The sequence below is a fragment of the Synechococcus sp. CBW1004 genome (assembly GCF_015840715.1).
Classification (GTDB): domain Bacteria; phylum Cyanobacteriota; class Cyanobacteriia; order PCC-6307; family Cyanobiaceae; genus Cyanobium.
Genome location: NZ_CP060397.1, coordinates 1,872,643 through 1,892,243 on the forward strand (window position 1 = coordinate 1,872,643; position 19,601 = coordinate 1,892,243).

10 protein-coding genes are annotated in these 19,601 nt (G+C 66.9%); 3 read left to right on the forward strand and 7 right to left on the reverse strand.

Annotated features, from left to right (window positions below):
• The first annotated feature begins 31 nt into the window (after positions 1–31).
• Positions 32–553, forward strand: a complete 522-nt coding sequence (locus H8F25_RS09045) for a hypothetical protein (RefSeq protein WP_231596719.1) — start codon at positions 32–34, stop codon at positions 551–553.
• A gap of 181 nt (positions 554–734) precedes the next feature.
• On the forward strand, positions 735–1,568 hold the full coding sequence (locus H8F25_RS09050) for a hypothetical protein (RefSeq protein ID WP_197210128.1): 834 nt from the start codon (positions 735–737) through the stop codon (positions 1,566–1,568).
• Between the two features lie 171 nt (positions 1,569–1,739).
• Here the strand turns inward: H8F25_RS09050 and H8F25_RS09055 are convergent, their stop codons facing one another.
• From H8F25_RS09055 to H8F25_RS09085, 7 genes are all read right to left on the reverse strand, one after another.
• Positions 1,740–8,021 carry an esterase-like activity of phytase family protein gene (locus H8F25_RS09055; RefSeq protein ID WP_197210129.1) on the reverse strand — a complete coding sequence of 2,094 codons (6,282 nt, stop codon included), beginning with the start codon at positions 8,019–8,021 and terminating at the stop codon, positions 1,740–1,742.
• A gap of 188 nt (positions 8,022–8,209) precedes the next feature.
• The gene (locus H8F25_RS09060) at positions 8,210–8,821 is read right to left on the reverse strand and encodes a 2OG-Fe(II) oxygenase family protein (protein WP_197210130.1); all 612 of its coding nucleotides are present in this window, start codon (positions 8,819–8,821) and stop codon (positions 8,210–8,212) included.
• An 84-nt stretch (positions 8,822–8,905) separates the two neighbouring features.
• Positions 8,906–9,277, reverse strand: a complete 372-nt coding sequence (locus H8F25_RS09065) for a hypothetical protein (RefSeq protein WP_197210131.1) — start codon at positions 9,275–9,277, stop codon at positions 8,906–8,908.
• Positions 9,278–9,367: 90 nt separating this feature from the next.
• Positions 9,368–11,350 (reverse strand): GGDEF domain-containing protein, encoded by a 1,983-nt coding sequence (locus tag H8F25_RS09070; protein WP_197210132.1) that lies wholly within the window; start codon positions 11,348–11,350, stop codon positions 9,368–9,370.
• A gap of 344 nt (positions 11,351–11,694) precedes the next feature.
• A complete protein-coding gene (locus H8F25_RS09075) occupies positions 11,695–14,559 on the reverse strand; it encodes a valine--tRNA ligase (RefSeq protein ID WP_197210133.1) in 2,865 nt (954 codons plus the stop codon).
• 25 nt (positions 14,560–14,584) lie between these two features.
• Positions 14,585–16,990: an EAL domain-containing protein gene (locus H8F25_RS09080; protein WP_197210134.1), complete on the reverse strand. Its 2,406-nt coding sequence runs from the start codon at positions 16,988–16,990 to the stop codon at positions 14,585–14,587.
• A gap of 88 nt (positions 16,991–17,078) precedes the next feature.
• A complete protein-coding gene (locus tag H8F25_RS09085; protein ID WP_197210135.1) occupies positions 17,079–17,939 on the reverse strand; it encodes a hypothetical protein in 861 nt (286 codons plus the stop codon).
• A gap of 187 nt (positions 17,940–18,126) precedes the next feature.
• Here H8F25_RS09085 and H8F25_RS09090 point away from each other — a divergent pair, with 187 nt between their 5' ends.
• The gene (locus tag H8F25_RS09090) at positions 18,127–19,599 is read left to right on the forward strand and encodes a 1-acyl-sn-glycerol-3-phosphate acyltransferase (RefSeq protein WP_231596720.1); all 1,473 of its coding nucleotides are present in this window, start codon (positions 18,127–18,129) and stop codon (positions 19,597–19,599) included.
• Positions 19,600–19,601 lie beyond the last annotated feature (2 nt).

Consider the following 19,601-nt stretch of genomic DNA (forward strand, 5'->3'; position numbering starts at 1 on the left):
GTGCCAGGATTCGGCAGCACCGGATGTTGCGATGGCCCAGCGCCCCCGAGGCATGCGCACGGTGGCCTCTTCCCCCGAGGGACCAGAGGCGCAGCTCGTCGAGAAGCTGCAGCGCATCGAGGCGCTGTACGCCAGAGCCGGCACCGATGGCGAGCGGGTGGCGGCCGCACGGGCGCGCGAGCGGATTCAGGCCCGTCTGGAGCAGCTGGCTGCTGACGAACCCCCGATCGAATACCGCTTCACCCTCGCGGATCAGTGGTCGCGGCATCTGTTCGTGGCTCTGCTGCGCCGCTATGGGGTCTCGCCCTACCGCTATCGCCGTCAGCGTCGTACCACCGTGATGGCTCGCCTCAGCCGCAGCTTCGTGGACGACACGCTCTGGCCGGAGTTCCTCGAGCTGCAATCCACACTGTCGGCCTACTTCGACGCGCTGACTGACCGGGTGATCGAGCAGGCCCTGGAGGTGAAGGCCGGTGAGGCCGAGGAGCGGGGAGACGAGCAGGCTGCGGCACCACGGTTGCAGCCAGTGGATCACCAGGGCTCGCTGCTGTAGTCAGCCTGGCCGGCCCGCTGCATCAGCACCGCCATCCCTCTCCGACGACAGGCGGTTGCCGATACATTTGTTCCCGTTCTGCATCATGCTGAAACCCTGCTCTTTGACCTGCACTGCGTCATGACCCATTGGGATGAAGCTGCGTGGTTTTCTCTGCGGCTGAGCAGCGACTTCGGCACCCATGCTTGATCCAGATCGTCTGCGTGTCGCGGACTTCTACGAATGGCTGGGCTGTCAGACGATCGCCGCTGCCCAACTGGGCTGCAATCAATCCACGGTGAGCCGTCGATGCCGTGAGGCCAGGCAGCTGGCCACCGGGCACAGCAGCGTCGCGCAGAAGGACTTCCTCTGTCTGGAGCGCGCCGTGCATCAGCGCTGGCGTTTCGCCAGGGCGAGGGAGCTGCGTCTGCATGGCTACCGCTGGATCCAGCCGCTGCTGCGCGGCAACCTGCCGGAATCCTGGCGGCTCAATCCAGCCGAAGTGTCGGTCACGCCGGTCTGTCCGCTCCAGCTGCTCGGCGATCACGTCATCGACGCCCTCCTGGCGCCCTGGCCCGTGGTCGCCGGCCTGGATCGTCGTCGCTTCGCCCTGTTCCCCGTCTACTCCACGCCCATGCTGCTGCTGGCACCGGCGGCAGGCTCCCTGGCCCTTCAAACGGGCCTGGGCCATGCCGAGATCGCCGGCTCCAGCCAGCTGCGGAGGTTGCCCTTCGTGCCGCCATCGGCCTGGGATTGCACGCAGCAACTGGATGGGCAACTGTTCGGCACGGCGGCCACTCCCAGCGAGGAGACGCTGGTGGAGAGCCGTTACTGGGGGATGGCGCTGACGCCGCTGATCCGCACCGATCTGGTGGCGCTGCCCTATGAGATCCCCATCGGTTACGGCGAGTTCCTCGTCTGCCTGCAGGACTGGTCCGGGCATGGGCAGATGGAGCGGCTGTTGTCGGCGATCCGCTGGGTGATGGCCTTCGAAAGCAGGGATCGTCCTCGGCTGGAGATGCTTGCCGTCGCCTGAGCGGCCCTTGCCGGAGAGGTGCCTCAGAGCGGGGGTGGCGGCAGCGCCTGCAGATCCTCACTGCCCTTCGGCAGGACAGGCTGGTGGCATCGAAGGGTCAACAGGCAACAAAAAAAGGCCCCCTGACCAGGGGGCCTTCGGAGAACTTCCAGTGTCAGAAGTGGGGTTTGCTCAGCCGGAGATGAGATCGAAGATGAGATCGACGATCAGGTCGTCGTGATCCTTGTCGCCACCCCCGAAGAGATCTTCAAAGCCCACCTTGTTAGGGGCGAGAAACTTGAAGTGGTTGTAGCCATCGTCATTCGCCGCAGCGAAGCTGAAGAAGGTCTGGTTCGTGGTCAGCACGGTGCCATAGAGGGCGACGAGACCCTGATTGACCTCGTTGAACACGATCGCTTCCGAGGCCGATTGATCATCGGCACGCGACAGCTCGGTGTCGCTGACGCGGTTGCTCTCTGCAAGTGCAGCGGCTGCATAGCCGGCATCGCCGGGCTTGTAGATGACTCCCGAAACAGCATCGCGAACATCGCCATTCTCGTTGAGAACCCTGTAGAAGCCGACACGAGAGCTGAAGTCGGCCTCTCGGGAGGCTGTGGCCTCGGCAGCCACGGCGCTGAAGCCCGTGGAAGCCAGATCGAGCAGGAAGGGGACATCCGGCCCCTGGTAGGCATCGATGCCGGTGATGGCGTCGCTGTTCTGGGCCAGATTGCTGACGCGCAGAATCTGCCCACCCTCGACCAGGTTCTGGTCGTCGATGGAGCCTCCCTTGACCCCGTGGGCCTGGACGGTGAAGAAGAAGTCTGTGCCCGGAGTGTTTCCGTAGAGCGCGGAGACATCGATGATGCCGCTGCTCTCCCAGGCGCCGAGACTGCCGGCTTCCGTATCGGTCTGGCCGGCGGGGAGTGCGGCATCGCGGTTCATGACGAGGATGCGCTCGGCGTCACCGGAGGTGGCATTCACCTTCCAGATGGAGGCTTCCTTGCCCTCAAAGGGAGTGGAGCGATCTTCATTGACATAGATTTTGCCGTCAGCGGACCAGGCCAGGTTGTCCGGGCTGCGTACGCCCAGCTGCTGATTGTCAGCAGCGTCACCGTCGTAGAGGTGCTTGAGGAGAGCAGTTGCCGGAGCGGTGCCATCGGCATTGAAGCTGACATCGAGAGTCCAGACCGAGCCGAACTTGTCATCACCGGCCCTGTCATTCTTCCCGCCACCGGTGGTGTTGAAGGCGATCTGGCTGGGGTCGTTGGGGTTGAAATCCACGTCTTCCACCCGGTAGCCCATGAAGCCACCCCCGTTGAACACCTCGGTGCGGAGGGTGGGGGCGAGCTTGTAGCCCTGGTCGTCGTAGCCAGGCTGGCCGGCTTTGCTCACATCCTGAGCATCGATGGCCACCCAGGTGCCTGCATCGGTGCCACCTTCTGCCAGGCCATCCTCATTGCGAACGCCCGTCGTCGATTTCCAGTAGAAGAGCTGGCCGCCCACCAGGCCGTTGCGCTCGAGGACATTGCCATCGGCCTTCTTGGTGCCGACATAGAGATAGAGGGGAGCGCCTTCTCCGGCGGGACCGTCGTCACCGAGGAAGTAGGCCACGGTGTCGGTGCTGCCGGTGTCGACCATGGCGGCCGATTCCCAGCCGCCATAGGCCAGGTCGGGAGCGGCCCAGAGCTCACCCTCGTTGACATCGAGGATCCACATGGTGCCGTTGGTGAATTCCTCCCCCAGCAGGAACAGGCGATCGGCGGCCCCCTTGCCGGGCCCGAAGGTGTTTGCTTCCACCAGGTTGGCGGAGCAGAAGCGGTTCAGGCCACCGACCGAGATGCCGGGACCGCGCACCTGAGCCTCGTCGGTGACGAGATCGCCGTTGCGGTCGTAGATGGTGTCGTAGGCGAGGCCGCCACTGACCACCTGGCCGGCGTTGTTGACCTCGATGAAGTTGATGCGTGCGCCCTTGAGCTCGGCCCCACTGGCGAGCAGATAGCTGTAGCCCTTGTCGTTGCCGATCTCGCTGTTGATCAGGATGCGGATGGTGTCGTCATCGACCCGATAGGCGCCCAGGCCATCGGGGATGCCGGTGGCCGTGAAGCCCGCGACGCTCTGACCGATGGTGTACAGGGACTCGACGGCATAACCAGGAGCGGAGGGCGTCATGAACGCCTCCACCGCCGGGGCAGCCGCAGAGGCGGCAACGATCTGCCCACCCTCGACCAGGTTCTGGTCGTCGATGGAGCCTCCCTTGACCCCGTGGGCCTGGACGGTGAAGAAGAAGTCTGTGCCCGGAGTGTTTCCGTAGAGCGCGGAGACATCGATGATGCCGCTGCTCTCCCAGGCGCCGAGACTGCCGGCTTCCGTATCGGTCTGGCCGGCGGGGAGTGCGGCATCGCGGTTCATGACGAGGATGCGCTCGGCGTCACCGGAGGTGGCATTCACCTTCCAGATGGAGGCTTCCTTGCCCTCAAAGGGAGTGGAGCGATCTTCATTGACATAGATTTTGCCGTCAGCGGACCAGGCCAGGTTGTCCGGGCTGCGTACGCCCAGCTGCTGATTGTCAGCAGCGTCACCGTCGTAGAGGTGCTTGAGGAGAGCAGTTGCCGGAGCGGTGCCATCGGCATTGAAGCTGACATCGAGAGTCCAGACCGAGCCGAACTTGTCATCACCGGCCCTGTCATTCTTCCCGCCACCGGTGGTGTTGAAGGCGATCTGGCTGGGGTCGTTGGGGTTGAAATCCACGTCTTCCACCCGGTAGCCCATGAAGCCACCCCCGTTGAACACCTCGGTGCGGAGGGTGGGGGCGAGCTTGTAGCCCTGGTCGTCGTAGCCAGGCTGGCCGGCTTTGCTCACATCCTGAGCATCGATGGCCACCCAGGTGCCTGCATCGGTGCCACCTTCTGCCAGGCCATCCTCATTGCGAACGCCCGTCGTCGATTTCCAGTAGAAGAGCTGGCCGCCCACCAGGCCGTTGCGCTCGAGGACATTGCCATCGGCCTTCTTGGTGCCGACATAGAGATAGAGGGGAGCGCCTTCTCCGGCGGGACCGTCGTCACCGAGGAAGTAGGCCACGGTGTCGGTGCTGCCGGTGTCGACCATGGCGGCCGATTCCCAGCCGCCATAGGCCAGGTCGGGAGCGGCCCAGAGCTCACCCTCGTTGACATCGAGGATCCACATGGTGCCGTTGGTGAATTCCTCCCCCAGCAGGAACAGGCGATCGGCGGCCCCCTTGCCGGGCCCGAAGGTGTTTGCTTCCACCAGGTTGGCGGAGCAGAAGCGGTTCAGGCCACCGACCGAGATGCCGGGACCGCGCACCTGAGCCTCGTCGGTGACGAGATCGCCGTTGCGGTCGTAGATGGTGTCGTAGGCGAGGCCGCCACTGACCACCTGGCCGGCGTTGTTGACCTCGATGAAGTTGATGCGTGCGCCCTTGAGCTCGGCCCCACTGGCGAGCAGATAGCTGTAGCCCTTGTCGTTGCCGATCTCGCTGTTGATCAGGATGCGGATGGTGTCGTCATCGACCCGATAGGCGCCCAGGCCATCGGGGATGCCGGTGATCCTGCCGGTATCACCACCCCCAATTGTGTAGAGCGCTTCGGTGCGGAAGCCGCTACCCGACACCGGCAGCATCATCTCGGGCAGTGTGCCGCCGTTGAACTGGTTCTGGTCAGCGGCGGAGCGCACATCGCCGAAGCGGAAGAACTCGAGTGTGCCTGAGACTTCATTGGCGACCATCAGATAGCCGGTGCCTGACTGGTCGTCACGGATGAACTTCACACCCTCCGGTGAGATCGAGGACTGTGACTGAAGCGCCTGCACATAGACCGGCTGGTAGGGATCGGTGATGTCATAGGCCAACACGGTTGAGGTGGTGCCCCGTTCAAGGCCCATGAAGGCATAGCGGCGCCCGTTGATCACCTGGGTGGTCACCATCTCGGGCTCGGTGCCCTTGTCGTCGCTGCGGCCTTCGTCGTAGATGCCAAGCTGCTTGGCGATTTCTTCCAGCTGGTTCCCCGAATCAAAGATCAGATTCTGGTTCTGGTCGTAGATGCGGAAGCTGCGGCTGCCGAAGGCATAGGCCTGGTCGAGCACACCATCCCCGTCATAATCACCATCGGTGTTCGACAGATTCAGACGGCTGCCGAGGTTGGCGGTGTCGGCGCCATTGAGACTCCCGGCCCGGGTCTTGTCGGGGGTGCTGATGCTGTTGGGATCATCGCCAGCGCGATCGTCTCCTTCGCCCACCACGATGATGAAGGTCTCGCCGCCCTGGCTGAAGGCATCAAGGCCGTCGGCCATGGTGAGGCCGTACAGCTTGCGGACGGCGATGTCATCCGTCTGGCCGTCCCTGTCGTTCGTGTCGATCGGGGTCGGAATGAAGCGCACTTCGGTGAGGACGTTGTCGGCGCGATCGGCCACCTTGATGAAGTCGTTGTCGAAGCCGAACACGAGCGAGCCATCGGGCTTGAGGGCGAGCCCTTCGGCCTTGTCGAAGGCAGGATCCGCTCCGCGGACGCTGGGGAGATTGAACAGCTCCTCGCGGCGTGCCATCTGAATGCCCTGGCTGTCCAGCAGATCGGCGATGCTGCCGAATGGCGTGGTCTTGAGGTCCACCAGCTCCGGTTGGGTGCTTCCACCCAGCACATCAGCCCAGTTTTTGCCGTTCTGGGCCAGCGTGTAATCGAGAGTGTCTGTGGCGCCTTTGAGATTGATTTCCGTGATCGACTTGTTCGCCGTGGCGCCGAGTTCACTGTCGCGCTCAATGACGAGAAACACATCGCGCTCGGCGTCATAGACCGCATCACCGATCTTGTCCTGACCGGCCTCGATCGGCAGCAGGCTCAGGTATTCGTGCACAGGCTCGCCGCTCAGGGGGTTGATGGCGAGGATGCGGATGAATTCCTTGTTGTTGTAGCCATCCGGGCGCAGAGGGCTCTGTACGAAGGCGTAGAGCAGGCCATCGTTGGGATTGAAGGCCATCCCCTCGAAGCCGCGGTTCGCCTGGCGATCGCCGTAAACCGCCGGCAGCGAGAAGGTGGTGTAGCCAGCCACATCACCGCGGCCTGCGGCGTAATCGCTGGGATTGAAAACAGTGTTGCTGGCAACGAAGCGCTGGATCAGGTTGCCCGTGCTTGCATCGAACAGAGCCACCTGAGGGCGGTATTCGTCGGAGACGGCGAATACCGGATTGCCGCCATTGAGACCGGGCAGCGTGAATGCGTTGATCGACTCGGTGTCCAGGCCGAAGGCATCCCAGCCCACCTGTTCGTAGACGTTGTACTGGTTGGGGTCACCGGCGATGCCGTTGCCGGCCGTCTTCAGAGCGAAGGCCTTGTCGTCGGTGCCGGGCAGTTCGCCGATGCCGGTGGCCAGACGGAAGCCGCCGTTGCCGTCGGGCACTTTCAGGCTGATGGTGTCGACCACCGTGACAACGCCGTCGTTGTTGGCCAGGCGGTAGACCGTCGGCGCGAAGTCGGGATCGTCGAAGATCTTCTCGCCTCTGTTCGGATCGTTCGGGTTGTCATTGGGGCGATCGCCGATGTTCGCGGCCTGGGGGCCGCGATCGCTGATCGTGAGGTAAAACTCGCTTGTTCCCTCTTTGCCCTCGTACCACAGACCGGAGAGGCCGCCGGCGATCACTTCACCGGCCTCAACGGTTCCGTTGCCATTGAAATCGGGGCGGGTGCCGGTGTAGGCGAGATCAAAGGCGTAGTTGCTGGCCTCGGGGGTGCCGCGGCTCCAGTCCTTGATCCCGAGACTCCAGATGTCGCTGAGCTTGCCGCTGGCCAGATCCACCTCGGCGATGGCGTTGTTCTCCTGCAATGTCACGTAGGCCTTGTTGCCCACGATTGCGATGGCTTCCGGCTCAAAATCCTGGGCGGCGGTGGCTCCGGGAGTGCCTTCATTCAGGCGGATGCCCAGCAGACCCAGCTTCACCTTCTGATTGTTGTAGGCCTCAAAGCCCAGCGTGGTGACAGCAAAACCATTGGCGTCGGTGGTGGCTGCCGTGAAGCTGCTCACGTCGATCAGGGAGATCGAACCCACCGCATCGGTGGTGGTGCTGTCGATCGCTTCGCCTTCGTTGGCCACCACAAGCCTGGTGCCGGCGGCATTGAATGCCACCGAATCCGGCAGGGCACCCACCTTCACCTCCCCGAGTGCCGTGAGGGTCGTCTGTTCACCGGTGCCGGACAGGCGCAGGAACAGGATGCTGCCTTCCTCGGCCTTGTCAGTCGGGTTCACCAGGGCCACCGCCACCAGATCACCGCTCACGGCAACGCTCTGGGCGGCAGCGGGAAGCGCGAACGCGCTCAGCAGCTGTGGATTGCTGATGGAGCTGAGGTTGACAAGTCGCAGGCTGTTGTCGCCACCGGTGACCAGGGCAACGGCATGCTCTGAAGAGAACGTGGCGATTTCTGCTCCACCCAGATCGATGCTGGAGAGAGGGCCTGTGGTCAGCGCAGACATGCCGGATTGAGCAAATCTCTTTCAGGCTGCCGAGCGCTGCGCCGCATGCATGACTGCCCCGACACCAGCACGATGTGTCGGGCGGCACCACGCCATGTCCGTGGTTATCGGGGGATTAACTTCCGGCTAACGATTGATTTGGTCTGGGAGAGTTCATCGCATGTGGCTTCACCTGTCTTGTCCTTTCTTCACGCATCGGTGTTGCTGCGAAGCGGTTGCATTCCAATGTTGAAGCTGATGCAGATTCTTGGTTTGCTGCTGCAGCTTCGCTCAACCTCGTGCCAGAGCCAGCCCGGAAACAGCAGCAGCAGGCCTGGCCGGGGTTGACGCAGCACACGCCCGCAGGCATAGCCAGCCGCAGGATCGCGCAGGGGTGGGAGCAGCACCTGGGCCCCGGCGCGAGGATCCAGCAGGGCAATGGCGCCGCTGCCTTCCGGAGCGGTGAGATACAGCACGCCGCTGAACAGGCTGTTGGGATGCAGGTGGGCCCGGACCGAATGCCCTTCCCGGTTCACCATGGCCCAGGCGTTGTTGAAGCAGGGGCTGGCTCGGCCTGTATCCCAGCCGATGCTCTCCATCGCCTGCTGGGTGCAGCCCGCGATCCATCGGAACAGACGGTTCAGCTCCGGATCCTTCAGCAGATCGGTCTGGCTGTGCCACCCTCCCTGATTGGTGAGCGTCAGGCCGCTGGCGTCGTTGCACTCGAGGCGGAGAATGTGTTCGCTCCAGGTGAGCAGCTGATCCCGGTCCGGATAGTCGAAACTCCAGAGTGGAGTCGCGAACAGTGCTGTTGCCTCCATGGTCTGCCTGGCCGTGGGAGAGCTGTCGCTCGCGCTGACTGCCGGATCAATCTGGCAGGCCGCTCCCATGGCGCCGTCCCCGCTTCATCCGCGTGATCCCAGCGTTCTCAGATCCACGCTGCCGCAGTAGAGGCAGCGCTGACGGTTGCCCATGTTCTCCCGTCCGCACTGACCGCAGCGCAGGGATGGCGGACGGGCCTGGCGGCCATCGGCGACGCCGTCCTTGCGATCGATCGCTTCGGCGATGGCGAGCAGCTTCTCCTGGCTGAGCAGCCCCTGGGCTTCCAGCAGTTGCACCATCGCCTGCAGCAGCAGGGCCAGGCGTTGCTGGCGCCCATCGAGTTTCTCCAGCAGCCTGGCCAGGTTGGCCGCGTCGAGGTGGCTGGCGAAGTCGACCGGCAGGGCCGCGTCGTGAAGGTCGAGCCAGTCAGCCAGGGTGTTGTTGGAGGGCTCCATGGCGTTCGAACACTGCCGCTGCCCCCATGCTGTTGCCACCACCCCGGCTTGACCAGAACCGCAGTCGGGCGATGGGCGATTCGGAGCCGTTCAGTGCACTGGATCGGTGTGGACGCCATCGAGCACGCCGCGCACCAGACGGTTGCGGCCCGCGTGTTTGGCGGCATAGAGGCAGTCGTCCGCCAGCTGCAGCAGGGCGTCCAGATCCACCTCGCTGCCGGGCCTGGGTGTCCAGCTGACCAGCCCGAGGCTGATCGTGAGCCCGCGGCCGTTGACGGGGGCCGGATGCTTGATGGCCGCTTCCTCCACGGCATGGCGCATCTGCTCGCCGACCACGGCGGCCTGTGTCGCGGAGGTGTCCGCCAGCACCACGCCGAACTCCTCGCCGCCCAGCCTGGCCACCATGCAGTTCGGCTGGGGCAGCTCCTGATGCAGCAGGCCGGCGACACGGCTCAGGCAGGCATCGCCATAGGCATGACCGAGGCCATCGTTGACGCGTTTGAACCGATCCACGTCGATCAGCAGCAGCGCGAGGGGCCTGCCGCTCGTGGTGGCGGCGACGGCCTCGGCACGGATGCGTGAATCGAAACTGCGCCGGTTCGGCAACTCGGTGAGGGGATCGAGCAGGGCGAGCCGGCTGACCCGTTCACACTCGAAGGCGTGAAACAGCAGGCTCAGAAGATTGCTGAGGGACTCGATCTGCTCCACCCGCGCATCATCGAAGTGCCCGGAGCCGCGCAGGCAGATCGAGAGCACCGGGATCGAAACACCGCGCGAGGCGAGGCGCAGGCCGAGATAGTCGCTGCCACCCTGCTGGCGCAATTCCTCCAGAAAGGCGAAGCCGCCGCTGTCTCCTTCTCCCAGTGGAAGGCGCACGATCGGAGCGCGGGTTGCGATGTGGTGCAGGACGCTGTCGAGATGCTGGGCCGTCTGCAGAAAGTCGCGCTGCATGCGCACGCTCTGCACCTCCCCGGGTCTGGTGACATGCCAGATGAACTGATGACAATCCACATCCTCCTGTTGCGGCAGAAAGGCAAAGGAGAGGCGCATCACATCCAGGCCCCAGCTCTGCAGTTCACGCAGATAGCAGAGCATCACTTCTTCGAAGTCGCGCAGACTCGACCAGTGCTGCAGCACATAGCGTTCCAGCGGCAGCGGTGCGAGGGGCGGTTCGCCCACGGAGCTGTGCAGCAGCGGGGTCTGGATCTCTGCATCGGACCGCCGGATTCGCTCGCACAGACCGGCAAGGCAGCCTGGCTCGAGCCAGGGGCTCTGTCGCAGGAACGGCTCCAGGTCGTGCCAGCGCATGGGCTGTGCCACCAGATAGCCCTGGACCGCATCCACGCCCAGGCGCAGCAGCAGCTCCAGGTCGCGCTGCTGCTCCACCCCCTCGGCCACCACGGTCTTGCCGAAGCCATGCACCGCCTGAATCAGTGACCCCACGAAGGTCTGCATGCGGAAGGAGGCGGCGATGCCCTGCACCAGCTGCAGATCCAGCTTGATGGTGTCGTACCAGGCTTCACAGAGGCGGCGGTAATTGGAGAGCCCTGAGCCGAAGTCGTCGATCAGCAGGCGCAGCTCCAGTTCCTCCATCAGGCGCTGCGAGACCGATCCCTGCCGGCCCTCACCCGACAGGTCCTCCATTGCGGCTGTTTCGGCCAGTTCGAAGCGAAACAGTGCCGGATCCAGCCGCAGCTCGCGCACCAGGGCGATCAAGGCGTCCTGCCGCTGAACCGTGGCGACGGAGCCGGCGCTGATGTTGACGCTGATGTAGGGGATGCGTTCACGCAGGGGGCCAAGGTTCTGCCAGGCCTGTCGCACCTCCCCCAGGCGCCTCAGCACGATCTGATCGAGCCGATGCACCAGATCCAGATCCTGCGCGCAGTGCACCACGGTCCCGGTGCCCAGTGCCGCCAGTGCCGGTGGACGGAAGCGCACCAGCAGCTCCAGGGCGCAGCAGCCGGGATCGCGCACCTGCAGGATCGGCTGAAAGCGAAGCTCCAGATCCTCCGGCTTCAGGTTTCGCAGGCGTTCCGCCACGCTGGCAGCGATCGTCGCCCGCTTCGTCGGCATGGGGAAGACGGAGCCGTCGTTGCTTGAGCGGGGGGAGATCGCGTCCGTTCCATGCGCACCAATGCGCCCCGATCTGCGGCGTCGAGAGAAGTGCGGATGGGACAAAGGGCTTGGTCAGGATGACGTCAGACACGCCTGATCATGCCCCGGCTGGGTGATGTTCGCCCTGACGGTCAAAGTCACACCATGTGGATCTGGAGCCAATGCGGCGGCTGCGCCATGACGGCGTCTGTGGGATGGAGCGCGCCGCCGGCTGAATCGGCTCCTCAGCAGGGGACAAGCTGCCCATGGCATGGCACGGGGGGCGTGGAGGGGCCTCAGGCAGAGGCACCGCAGAGGCCGCCTCAGCCCAGATCCGCCAGGCGCCTGCGGGCCAGCTCCGCCTGGGCCTCGGCTTCGGCCAGGTTGGAGCGGCACTCGGCCACCACCTCCGGCGGCGCCTTGCCGGCGAAGTTGGGGTTGGCCAGGCGACCGGAGAGCCCCTTGATCTCCTTCTCGGCCTTGGCGATGTCCTTCTCGAGGCGGCCGCGCAGGGCCTCAAGGTCCACCAGGCCCTCGATCGGCAGCAGCACCTGCAGTTCGCCGCTGACGCCGGCCAGGGCCCGGGCCGCCGGGCTGGCTTCCGCAGCGGCGGGATCGAGCACCTGCACCGATTCGGCGCGGGTGAGGGCGGTGATGTCGGCGGTGGCGTCGCTCAGCAGCTTCGCCAGGGGCGGCCGGCCGGTGACGAAGCGCACAGGTGCCGGCTGGGCCGGCTTGAGGCCCGCCACGGCGCGCAGGTTGCGCACCACCCGGATCGCCTCGATCAGCTCGGCGAAGCTGGCCTCCAGCTGATCGTCGAGGGCGGACGCGTCCAGGGCCGGCCAGGGCCGCAGGGCCAGGAACGACGCGGCGGGCTCGCCGGTCAGCCCGTGCCAGAGCTCCTCGGTGAGGTGCGGCATCAGGGGGTGGAGCATCACCAACAGTTCGCTGAGCACCTTGGCGAGCACCTGCCGGGCGGTGCGCTGATCGGTCAGGGCCTCGGGGCTGGGATTCTCATCGGGGTTGAGGCGGCGCTTGATCAGCTCCACATACCAGTCGCACACTTCATTCCAGGCGAACTCGTAGAGGCCCTTGGCGGCCTCACCCAGCCCGTAGCTGCCGTAGCGCTCAGCCGTCTCGCCGTTCACCCGCGCCAGCCGCGACAGGATCCAGCGATCGGCCAGCTGCAGGCGGGCGGGATCCGGTGCTCCCAGGTTCGCCGGCGTCTCGCCGCCCAGGTTCATCAACGCGAAGCGGGTGGCGTTGAACAGCTTGTTGGCGAAGTTGCGCGCCGCCTCCACCGTGGCCGAGGTGTCGGATTTGCGGTCGTAGTCGAGCCGGATGTCCTGGCCGGCCCCGGCCACCTCGCGCACCAGGGCGAAGCGCAGGGCGTCGGCGCCGTAGCGCTCGATCAGCAGCAGCGGGTCGATGCCGTTGCCCGCCGACTTGCTCATCTTGCGGTTGTTCTCATCGCGCACCAGGCCGTGGATGTAGACATCGCGGAACGGCATCCAGCTGTCGCGGCCGCCGATGGGCATCAGCTCGCCATCCGGGCCGTCCTCCTGCAGGAAGGCGCCGGCCATCATCGTCATCCGGGCCACCCAGAAGAAGATGATGTCGAAGCCGGTCACCAGGACCGAGGTGGGGTACCAGCGGGCCAGATCGGCCGGCTCCTGACCGTTCTCACCGGGCCAGCCCAGCGTGGAGAAGGGCCACAGGCCGCTGGAGAACCAGGTGTCGAGCACATCCGGGTCCTGCTCGAGGGTCAGTTCCAGTCCGGCGGCGGCATGGGCCTCGCCGTGCAGCTGCCTGGCCTTCTCCAGGGCCTCAGCCTCGTCGCGCGCCACCACATAGGGGGTGCCATCGGTGATCACGCCGCCGGTGAGGCTGACCACGAACCAGGCAGGGATGCGGTGGCCCCACCACAGCTGGCGGCTGATGCACCAGTCGCGGATGTCGGTGAGCCAGTCGCGGTAGACCTTGCTCCAGCGCTCCGGCACGAAGCGCGGTTCGCCCTGCTCGAGGGCCTCCCGGCAACGGGCGGCCAGCGGCTCGGTGCGCACGAACCACTGGGTCGAGAGCAGCGGCTCCACCGGCACCTTGCCGCGATCGGAGTAGGGGACGCTGTGGCGGTGCGGCTCCACCTTCACCAGGAAGCCCTCTTCCTCCATCGCCGCCACGACGGCCTTGCGGGCGGCGAAGCGATCCAGGCCGGCGAAGCGGCCGGCGGCGGCGTTCATCGTGCCGTCCTTGGCCATCACGTTGATCTGGGGCAGCCCGTGCCGCTGCCCGATCGCGAAGTCGTTCGGGTCGTGGGCGGGGGTGACCTTGACGCAGCCCGTGCCGAAGGCCGGATCGACGTGCTCATCGGCCACGATCGGGATCTCGCGCCCCACCAGCGGCAGCAGCAGGGTCCTGCCGATCAGCGAGGCGTAGCGCGCGTCGCCGGGATGGACCGCCACACCCGTGTCGCCCAGCAGCGTCTCGGGGCGGGTGGTGGCCACCACCAGATGGCTGGTGCCATCCGCGGCGGCGCCGCCTGTGAGCGGATAGCGGAAGTGCCACAGGTGGCCCTCCACCTCCTGCATCTCCACTTCCAGATCGCTCACGGCCGAGCCGGAGGCGGGGCACCAGTTCACCAGGTATTCGCCCCGGTAGATCAGGCCCTGCTCATGCAGGCGCACGAACGCCTCGCTCACGGCCTTGCTCAGGCCCGGATCAAGGGTGAAACGCTCACGCTTCCAGTCGACCGAATAACCGAGCCGGCGCAGCTGGCCGACGATCGTGCCGCCGCTCTCGGCCTTCCAGGCCCAGGCCCGTTCCAGGAAGGCATCGCGGCCCAGGTCGTCGCGGTGGGCGCCCTCGGCCTGCAGCTGCTTCTCGAGGATCGTCTGCACGGCGATCGAGGCGTGGTCGGTGCCGGGCAGGCAGAGCACGTTCCTGCCGCGCAGGCGCTGGAAGCGCACGATCGTGTCGATCAGAGCCGTGTTGAAGGCATGGCCCATGTGCAGGCTGCCGGTCACGTTCGGCGGCGGGATCACCACCGAGAACGGCTCACCGGAGGCGGCCGGATCGGGGTGGAAGGCACCGCTCTCCTCCCAGGCCTGCTGCCAGCGACTCTCGGTGCCGGCCGGGTCGTAGGTCTTGGGCAGGGCGTCGGACACGGCGGGCACGGGCAGTGGCCCCATGCTCTCAAACGGGGCTGGTGCCGCCTCAGCCCACGAGGGAGAGCTGCAGCCCCAGTCGTTCGCGGCCGCAGCGGCTGAAGCCGAGCTCGGCCCCGCGGCCATCGAACAAGGAGGGAATGGAGGTCACATAACCCTGGGCGATCGTGACGCCGAGATCGCGCAGGAAATACAGCAGCGGCAGATCCTCCACGCCTTCGGCAATGATTTCAAAGCCGAGTTCACGGCCCATCCGCACCAGGAAGTCCACCGTCAGCCGGCAGGTGGGATCGCCCTTCACACGCCAGATGAAGGCCTTGTCGATCTTGACGTAATCGAGGGGCAGGTCGCGCAGGTGGCTCAGTGAGGTCATGCCGGCGCCGAAGTCATCGAGGGCAAAGCGCAGACCCAGCCGCCTCAGCCGCTGCATCGCGCCTGTCACCACCGTGAGGTTGTGCACGGCCGCCTGCTCGGTGATCTCGAAGCACAGCCGCTGTGGGTCGAGGCCGTGGCGCTCCAGCAGCGACTCCACCCTTGCGCTGAAGTCATCAGCCAGCAGGGTGTCGGCGGTGAGATTGATCGCGAACACCATCGCGTCCAGCGCCGGCTCGTCGCGGTGACGGCTGAGCAGCTCCTGCAGGCTGCGGCAGCTGAGTTCGAGCACATGGCTGTCGAGCAGCGGCATGGTGCCGCAGAGGGTGGCGGCCTCCACCAGCGCTTCACTCCAGCGGTACCGCTGTTTCCCTTCCGCCTCCGGATCCTGCAGGCGGGAGAGAAACTCCACGTACACAGCCGGCAGGTCAGAGCGGTCCAGCCGCCAGGCCGCCTGCGCGAACAGGGCGATGCGGTTCTGCTTCAGCGAGGCCACCAGCTCCTGATTGAGCCGCTGGATGGCGATGGTGGTCTGCATCGTCGCTTCCTCATCGCCGTAGAACAGGCACTGCCGGCTGCCGGAGCGCTTGGCCAGATCCCGGGCCACGCCGCTGTCCTGCAGGGCCGTCAGCGCCGGGGCGTCGGCGAGCAGGCGGGCGCCGGCGCTGACGGCCAGACGCAGCGTGCGTCCGTCCACCGGCAGATCGAGCTGCTGCAGCGCCCCGGTGAGAGCCTCGATCCGCGACCGCAGGGCGCTGCCGCTCGGGCCCACCAGGCAGCAGCTGAATTCATCACCGCCGCAGCGGGCCACCAGGCTGGAGCGATCCAGGTGCTGCTCCAGCCAGCGGGCGAAGGCGATCAGCACCCGGTCGCCGAAGGCGCGGCCGAAGCTGTGGTTGATCAGGGCGAAGTGGCGGATGTCGAGCAGCAGCAGCGCCCGCGCGACACCAGCCTGCGCGACACCCTCCGGCACAACACCTCCCGGCGCGTCACCGCCAGGCGGCTGCCGTTGCGCCTCCATCGCGGCCAGCAGGCCGCGGGCATTGAGCAGGCCGGTCAGCCCATCGACGGTGTCGCGTTGATCGAGGGCCCGCCGCAGCCGCTGCTGTTCCCGTTGCTGGCGGCATTCCCGCTGACGTCGCTGGCGCCGCTGGCGATAGGCCTGCAGCAGCAACACCGTGAGCACGGCGCTGTCCAGCCCCAGCAGCACCCCGAAGGCGGCGAGGGCCTGGAGTCGCTCGCTGGCGGGGCGCCGCACGCTGATCTGCAGGGGCTGCAAGCCATCCAGCTGGGGTGTGCGGATGGCGAGAGCCAGCGGACCCAGGGGGGACGCGGGCAGGGCATGCACGGGCTCGAAGTCGTAGTGCCGCAGCGCCAGGGCCCGGCGGGTGATCGCCTGATCCGGCCCCCCGAGCGGGCGGCCCAGCAGCAGGCGGCCGCCGGGGGGTGCATCGCCGCTGGCGTTGGCGATCAGCTGCAGTGACAGCAGATGGGGCTGACCTTCGACCATGGCCAGGAAGGTGCGGGGACGCAGCTCTCGCCGTCCGGGAATCAGCTGCAGCAGCTGCCGTGCCCGCAGCGGCGGCAGGGGTTCGATCCGCTGCCGTCGATCGTTCCAGTGGGCGCTCGAGACGGGGTCGCCGTCGCGGTCGAGCACCATCACGAAGGGCAGGCGCAGGAAGGTGTTGCGGGTGTAGTTGCCCTTGCCGTAGTAGGCGGGATTGCGCCCTGTCGCATGCAGGTGCGTTTCGTCCCAGGTGGCCCAGTCCCGCGTCTCCACCTCGAGGTTGTGGGCCATGGCCTGCAGCTGTTCCTGCACGAGACGCCGGATCAGCTCCTGGCGTGAGCGCTCGCTGCCGATCGCATGGGCCCCCAGGATCAGGCCGCTGACCAGGGTGGAGGCAGTGATCACCGGCAGCCAGGTGCGGAAGCTGGCGGCGGCCCCGCAGTCGCGTCGGAAGCGGCGCCAGCGCCAGTGCCAGCCCTGGGAACGCTGCGCCGTCGCCGGCCACCGCCACCCCCGCGAGGCCCCTGGCCGGGCCTGTGGCACCTCCATCCAGCCGATCCCGCCGCATCCGGTCATGGCAAGCGCTCCCCTGGGGCGTGTCGTCTGCCCCGGAGGATTCCCGCCGGGCGTCATGCAGGGCCTGCCGGCAGCTCTGGCCTGCCCCTCAGCTCACCAGCGCGTCGCCGCGGCTCTCGATCTCGGCGACCACGGTCTGCAGCAGAGCCAGGCTCACGTCTTCGGAGGAATCGGGATCGGCGTTGCCGAAGGGATTGTCGAGATCGTCGATCAGATGCAGCAGGAAGATCAGCAGAAAGGCGATCACGCACACGAAGAAGAAGGCTTCGTTGATCGCTTCGCTCACCGAGAACACCAGACCGCCGCAGAGCAGGGTGATGCTGGCGAGGGCCAGCCAGTACACCAGCGGCACGAAACGGGTCTCGCGGATGGTGTCGATGCGGTTGATCATCCGCAGCAGCGCCGCCATCTCCGCCATCAGGCGTCCCTGCAGGGTGGAGGAGCGATGCAGCGTGCTCGCCTCGACCACCACGGTGTGGCAGCGGCTGTGGGTGAGTCGCAGCTGCTCGGTGCTGAGGTCTGAATGCAGCCAGCGGAGGATCTCACGGCCCAGCTCGGCCACGGCCCGTCCATGTCGGCCGACGTCGCTGCCGGGTTGGTGCAGAGGGATGGCCGCGATCTCCAGCTGCAGCGTCTGCAGGCAGGTGGCGATCTCGGCGGGCAGCTTCTCGCTTTCCTTGAAGTCGCTGAGCACCCCGTTGAGCAGGAAGCCCAGCAGGAACACCGTCGAGGCCACCAGCGCGGAGAACAGCGGGTTGATCGTGATCACCTCGAGACCGAGGTGATGCACCAGCAGCTTGCTGAGGCCGATCGCCAGCACCAGCGATCCCACCCGCAGCAGCAGGCGCAGGCGACGGCGCCAGCTCTGACGTCGGGAGACGCCCGGCTGGCGTGCGGGGAGCAGGGAGTGGCGCACGGCGTTGACGATGAACCGTGCTGAGCCGACCACGCCGGCCTCACTGCGGCGTGTCGTCCGGGATACCCGGCGCTCCCGAAGACGCCTCCGTTGGCCATGGCTGATGCAGGCGCCGCCAGCGGGTCGCCTGTCGGGGAGGCCCGATCCGGCTCCGCGGGCCGGCGGCGCCGCCAGGATGCCCCTGGCCCACGGGGCCGCCTTCGCCTGCGCTGCATCGACCATGGCCACCGGCACCCCCCTGGCCTTCCTCCCGCCGCGGCTCGATCGGCGCGTGCTGGCGGCGGCGCGGTTGCTCATGCCCCTGTGGCTGCGACGCAGCGGCATCGAGGCGGTGCGCGTGGAGGGGCTTGAGCGGCTCTCGGAGCAGATGCATGCCTTCCAGGAGGGCCGCAGCCGCCTGCTGCTCGCCTTTCGCCATCCCACCGTTCAGGATCCGGCGGTGCTGGCGCAGCTGCTCTGGCACGACCTGCCGCGCGCCGACCGGTTTCGCCCTCGGCCCCATGCCCAGTTCCTCTACGACCGCGGCATTCCGCTGTGGGCCGGCGAGGCGGCCGGCTGGATGCTGTCGCACCTGGGGGGCTGCTCGATCCAGAGGGGGGGCCTCGATCTGCCGGCGCTGCGCACCGCCCGCTCGCTGCTGCTCGATGGTCCCTATCCGTTCGCCGTGGCGCCGGAGGGAGCCACCAACGGCCACAACGAGGTGGTGAGCCCCCTGGAGCCGGGCGTGGCGCAGCTGGCCCTCTGGACCGCCGACGATCTGGCCCGCGCCGGCCGCAGCGAGCGGATGGTGGTGCTGCCGCTGGGTCTGCAGTACGGCTTCACCCGGCCCGTGTGGCCGGCGATCGAGGCGCTGCTCAGCGATCTCGAGCGCGATGCCGGTCTGCAGGCGGGCGACCATGGCCTGGCGCCCGAGCGGCTCTACAGGCGAATGCTGGCCCTGGCGGAGCGGATCCTCAGCTGTATGGAGGCGTTCTACCGCGATGCGTACTACCAGCCCCTGCCTGTCGCGGTCGATGGCGAGGCGGAGCTGGATCCCAACCGGCGGCTCAGCGTGCGGCTGGCAAGGCTGCTGGACGCCGCGCTGCAGGTGGTGGAGCAGGCTCTGGCGGTGGAGCCCCACGGCGACCTGGGCGCCCGCTGCCGGCGGATCGAGCAGGCCGGCTGGGAGCGCCTCTATCCCGGCGGCAATGGGGTGACACCGGCCGGGCAGCGCCACAGCGGCCGGCTCCGGGCCGCCGATGCCAAGGCCCCCGATGCCAAGGTCCCCGCAGCTCAGGCCACCGATGTCCACGCCGCAGCCGGCCCGTGCCCCCTCGAGCAGGGCCTGGCGCAGCGGCTGGCCCAGGAGACCGCCGAACGGCTCTGGCACATGCGCCTGGTGGAGTCATTCGTGGCGGTGAGCGGCCGCTACGTGCGGGAGCGGCCCAGCCAGGAGCGCTTCGCCGACACGCTGCTGATCCTGTGGGACACCCTCTGCCGGATCAAGGGCGGCGATCCCGAGAGGCGGCCGCGGCTGGGCCCCCGCCGGGCCCTGGTGCGTGTGGGCCAGCCCCTGGGGATGGACCCCTGGCTGGTGGCCTATCGGAGCAACCGCCGCCGCGCCGTGGCCGACCTCACCACGGAGCTGCAGCGGCAGCTGGAGGGGCTGATCGTGCCCTCGGAGGCACCGGGGGGAGGGGCGCTGAACCCCTGAAG

Bases quoted from the DNA above. Each gene is read 5' to 3' on its own strand.
- H8F25_RS09045 (WP_231596719.1), top strand. From the start codon at position 32: ATGGCCCAGCGCCCCCGAGGCATGCGCACGGTGGCCTCTTCCCCCGAG.
- H8F25_RS09050 (WP_197210128.1), top strand. From the start codon at position 735: ATGCTTGATCCAGATCGTCTGCGTGTCGCGGACTTCTACGAATGGCTG.
- H8F25_RS09055 (WP_197210129.1), bottom strand. From the start codon at position 8,021: ATGTCTGCGCTGACCACAGGCCCTCTCTCCAGCATCGATCTGGGTGGA.
- H8F25_RS09060 (WP_197210130.1), bottom strand. From the start codon at position 8,821: ATGGAGGCAACAGCACTGTTCGCGACTCCACTCTGGAGTTTCGACTAT.
- H8F25_RS09065 (WP_197210131.1), bottom strand. From the start codon at position 9,277: ATGGAGCCCTCCAACAACACCCTGGCTGACTGGCTCGACCTTCACGAC.
- H8F25_RS09070 (WP_197210132.1), bottom strand. From the start codon at position 11,350: ATGCCGACGAAGCGGGCGACGATCGCTGCCAGCGTGGCGGAACGCCTG.
- H8F25_RS09075 (WP_197210133.1), bottom strand. From the start codon at position 14,559: ATGGGGCCACTGCCCGTGCCCGCCGTGTCCGACGCCCTGCCCAAGACC.
- H8F25_RS09080 (WP_197210134.1), bottom strand. From the start codon at position 16,990: ATGACCGGATGCGGCGGGATCGGCTGGATGGAGGTGCCACAGGCCCGG.
- H8F25_RS09090 (WP_231596720.1), top strand. From the start codon at position 18,127: ATGGCCACCGGCACCCCCCTGGCCTTCCTCCCGCCGCGGCTCGATCGG.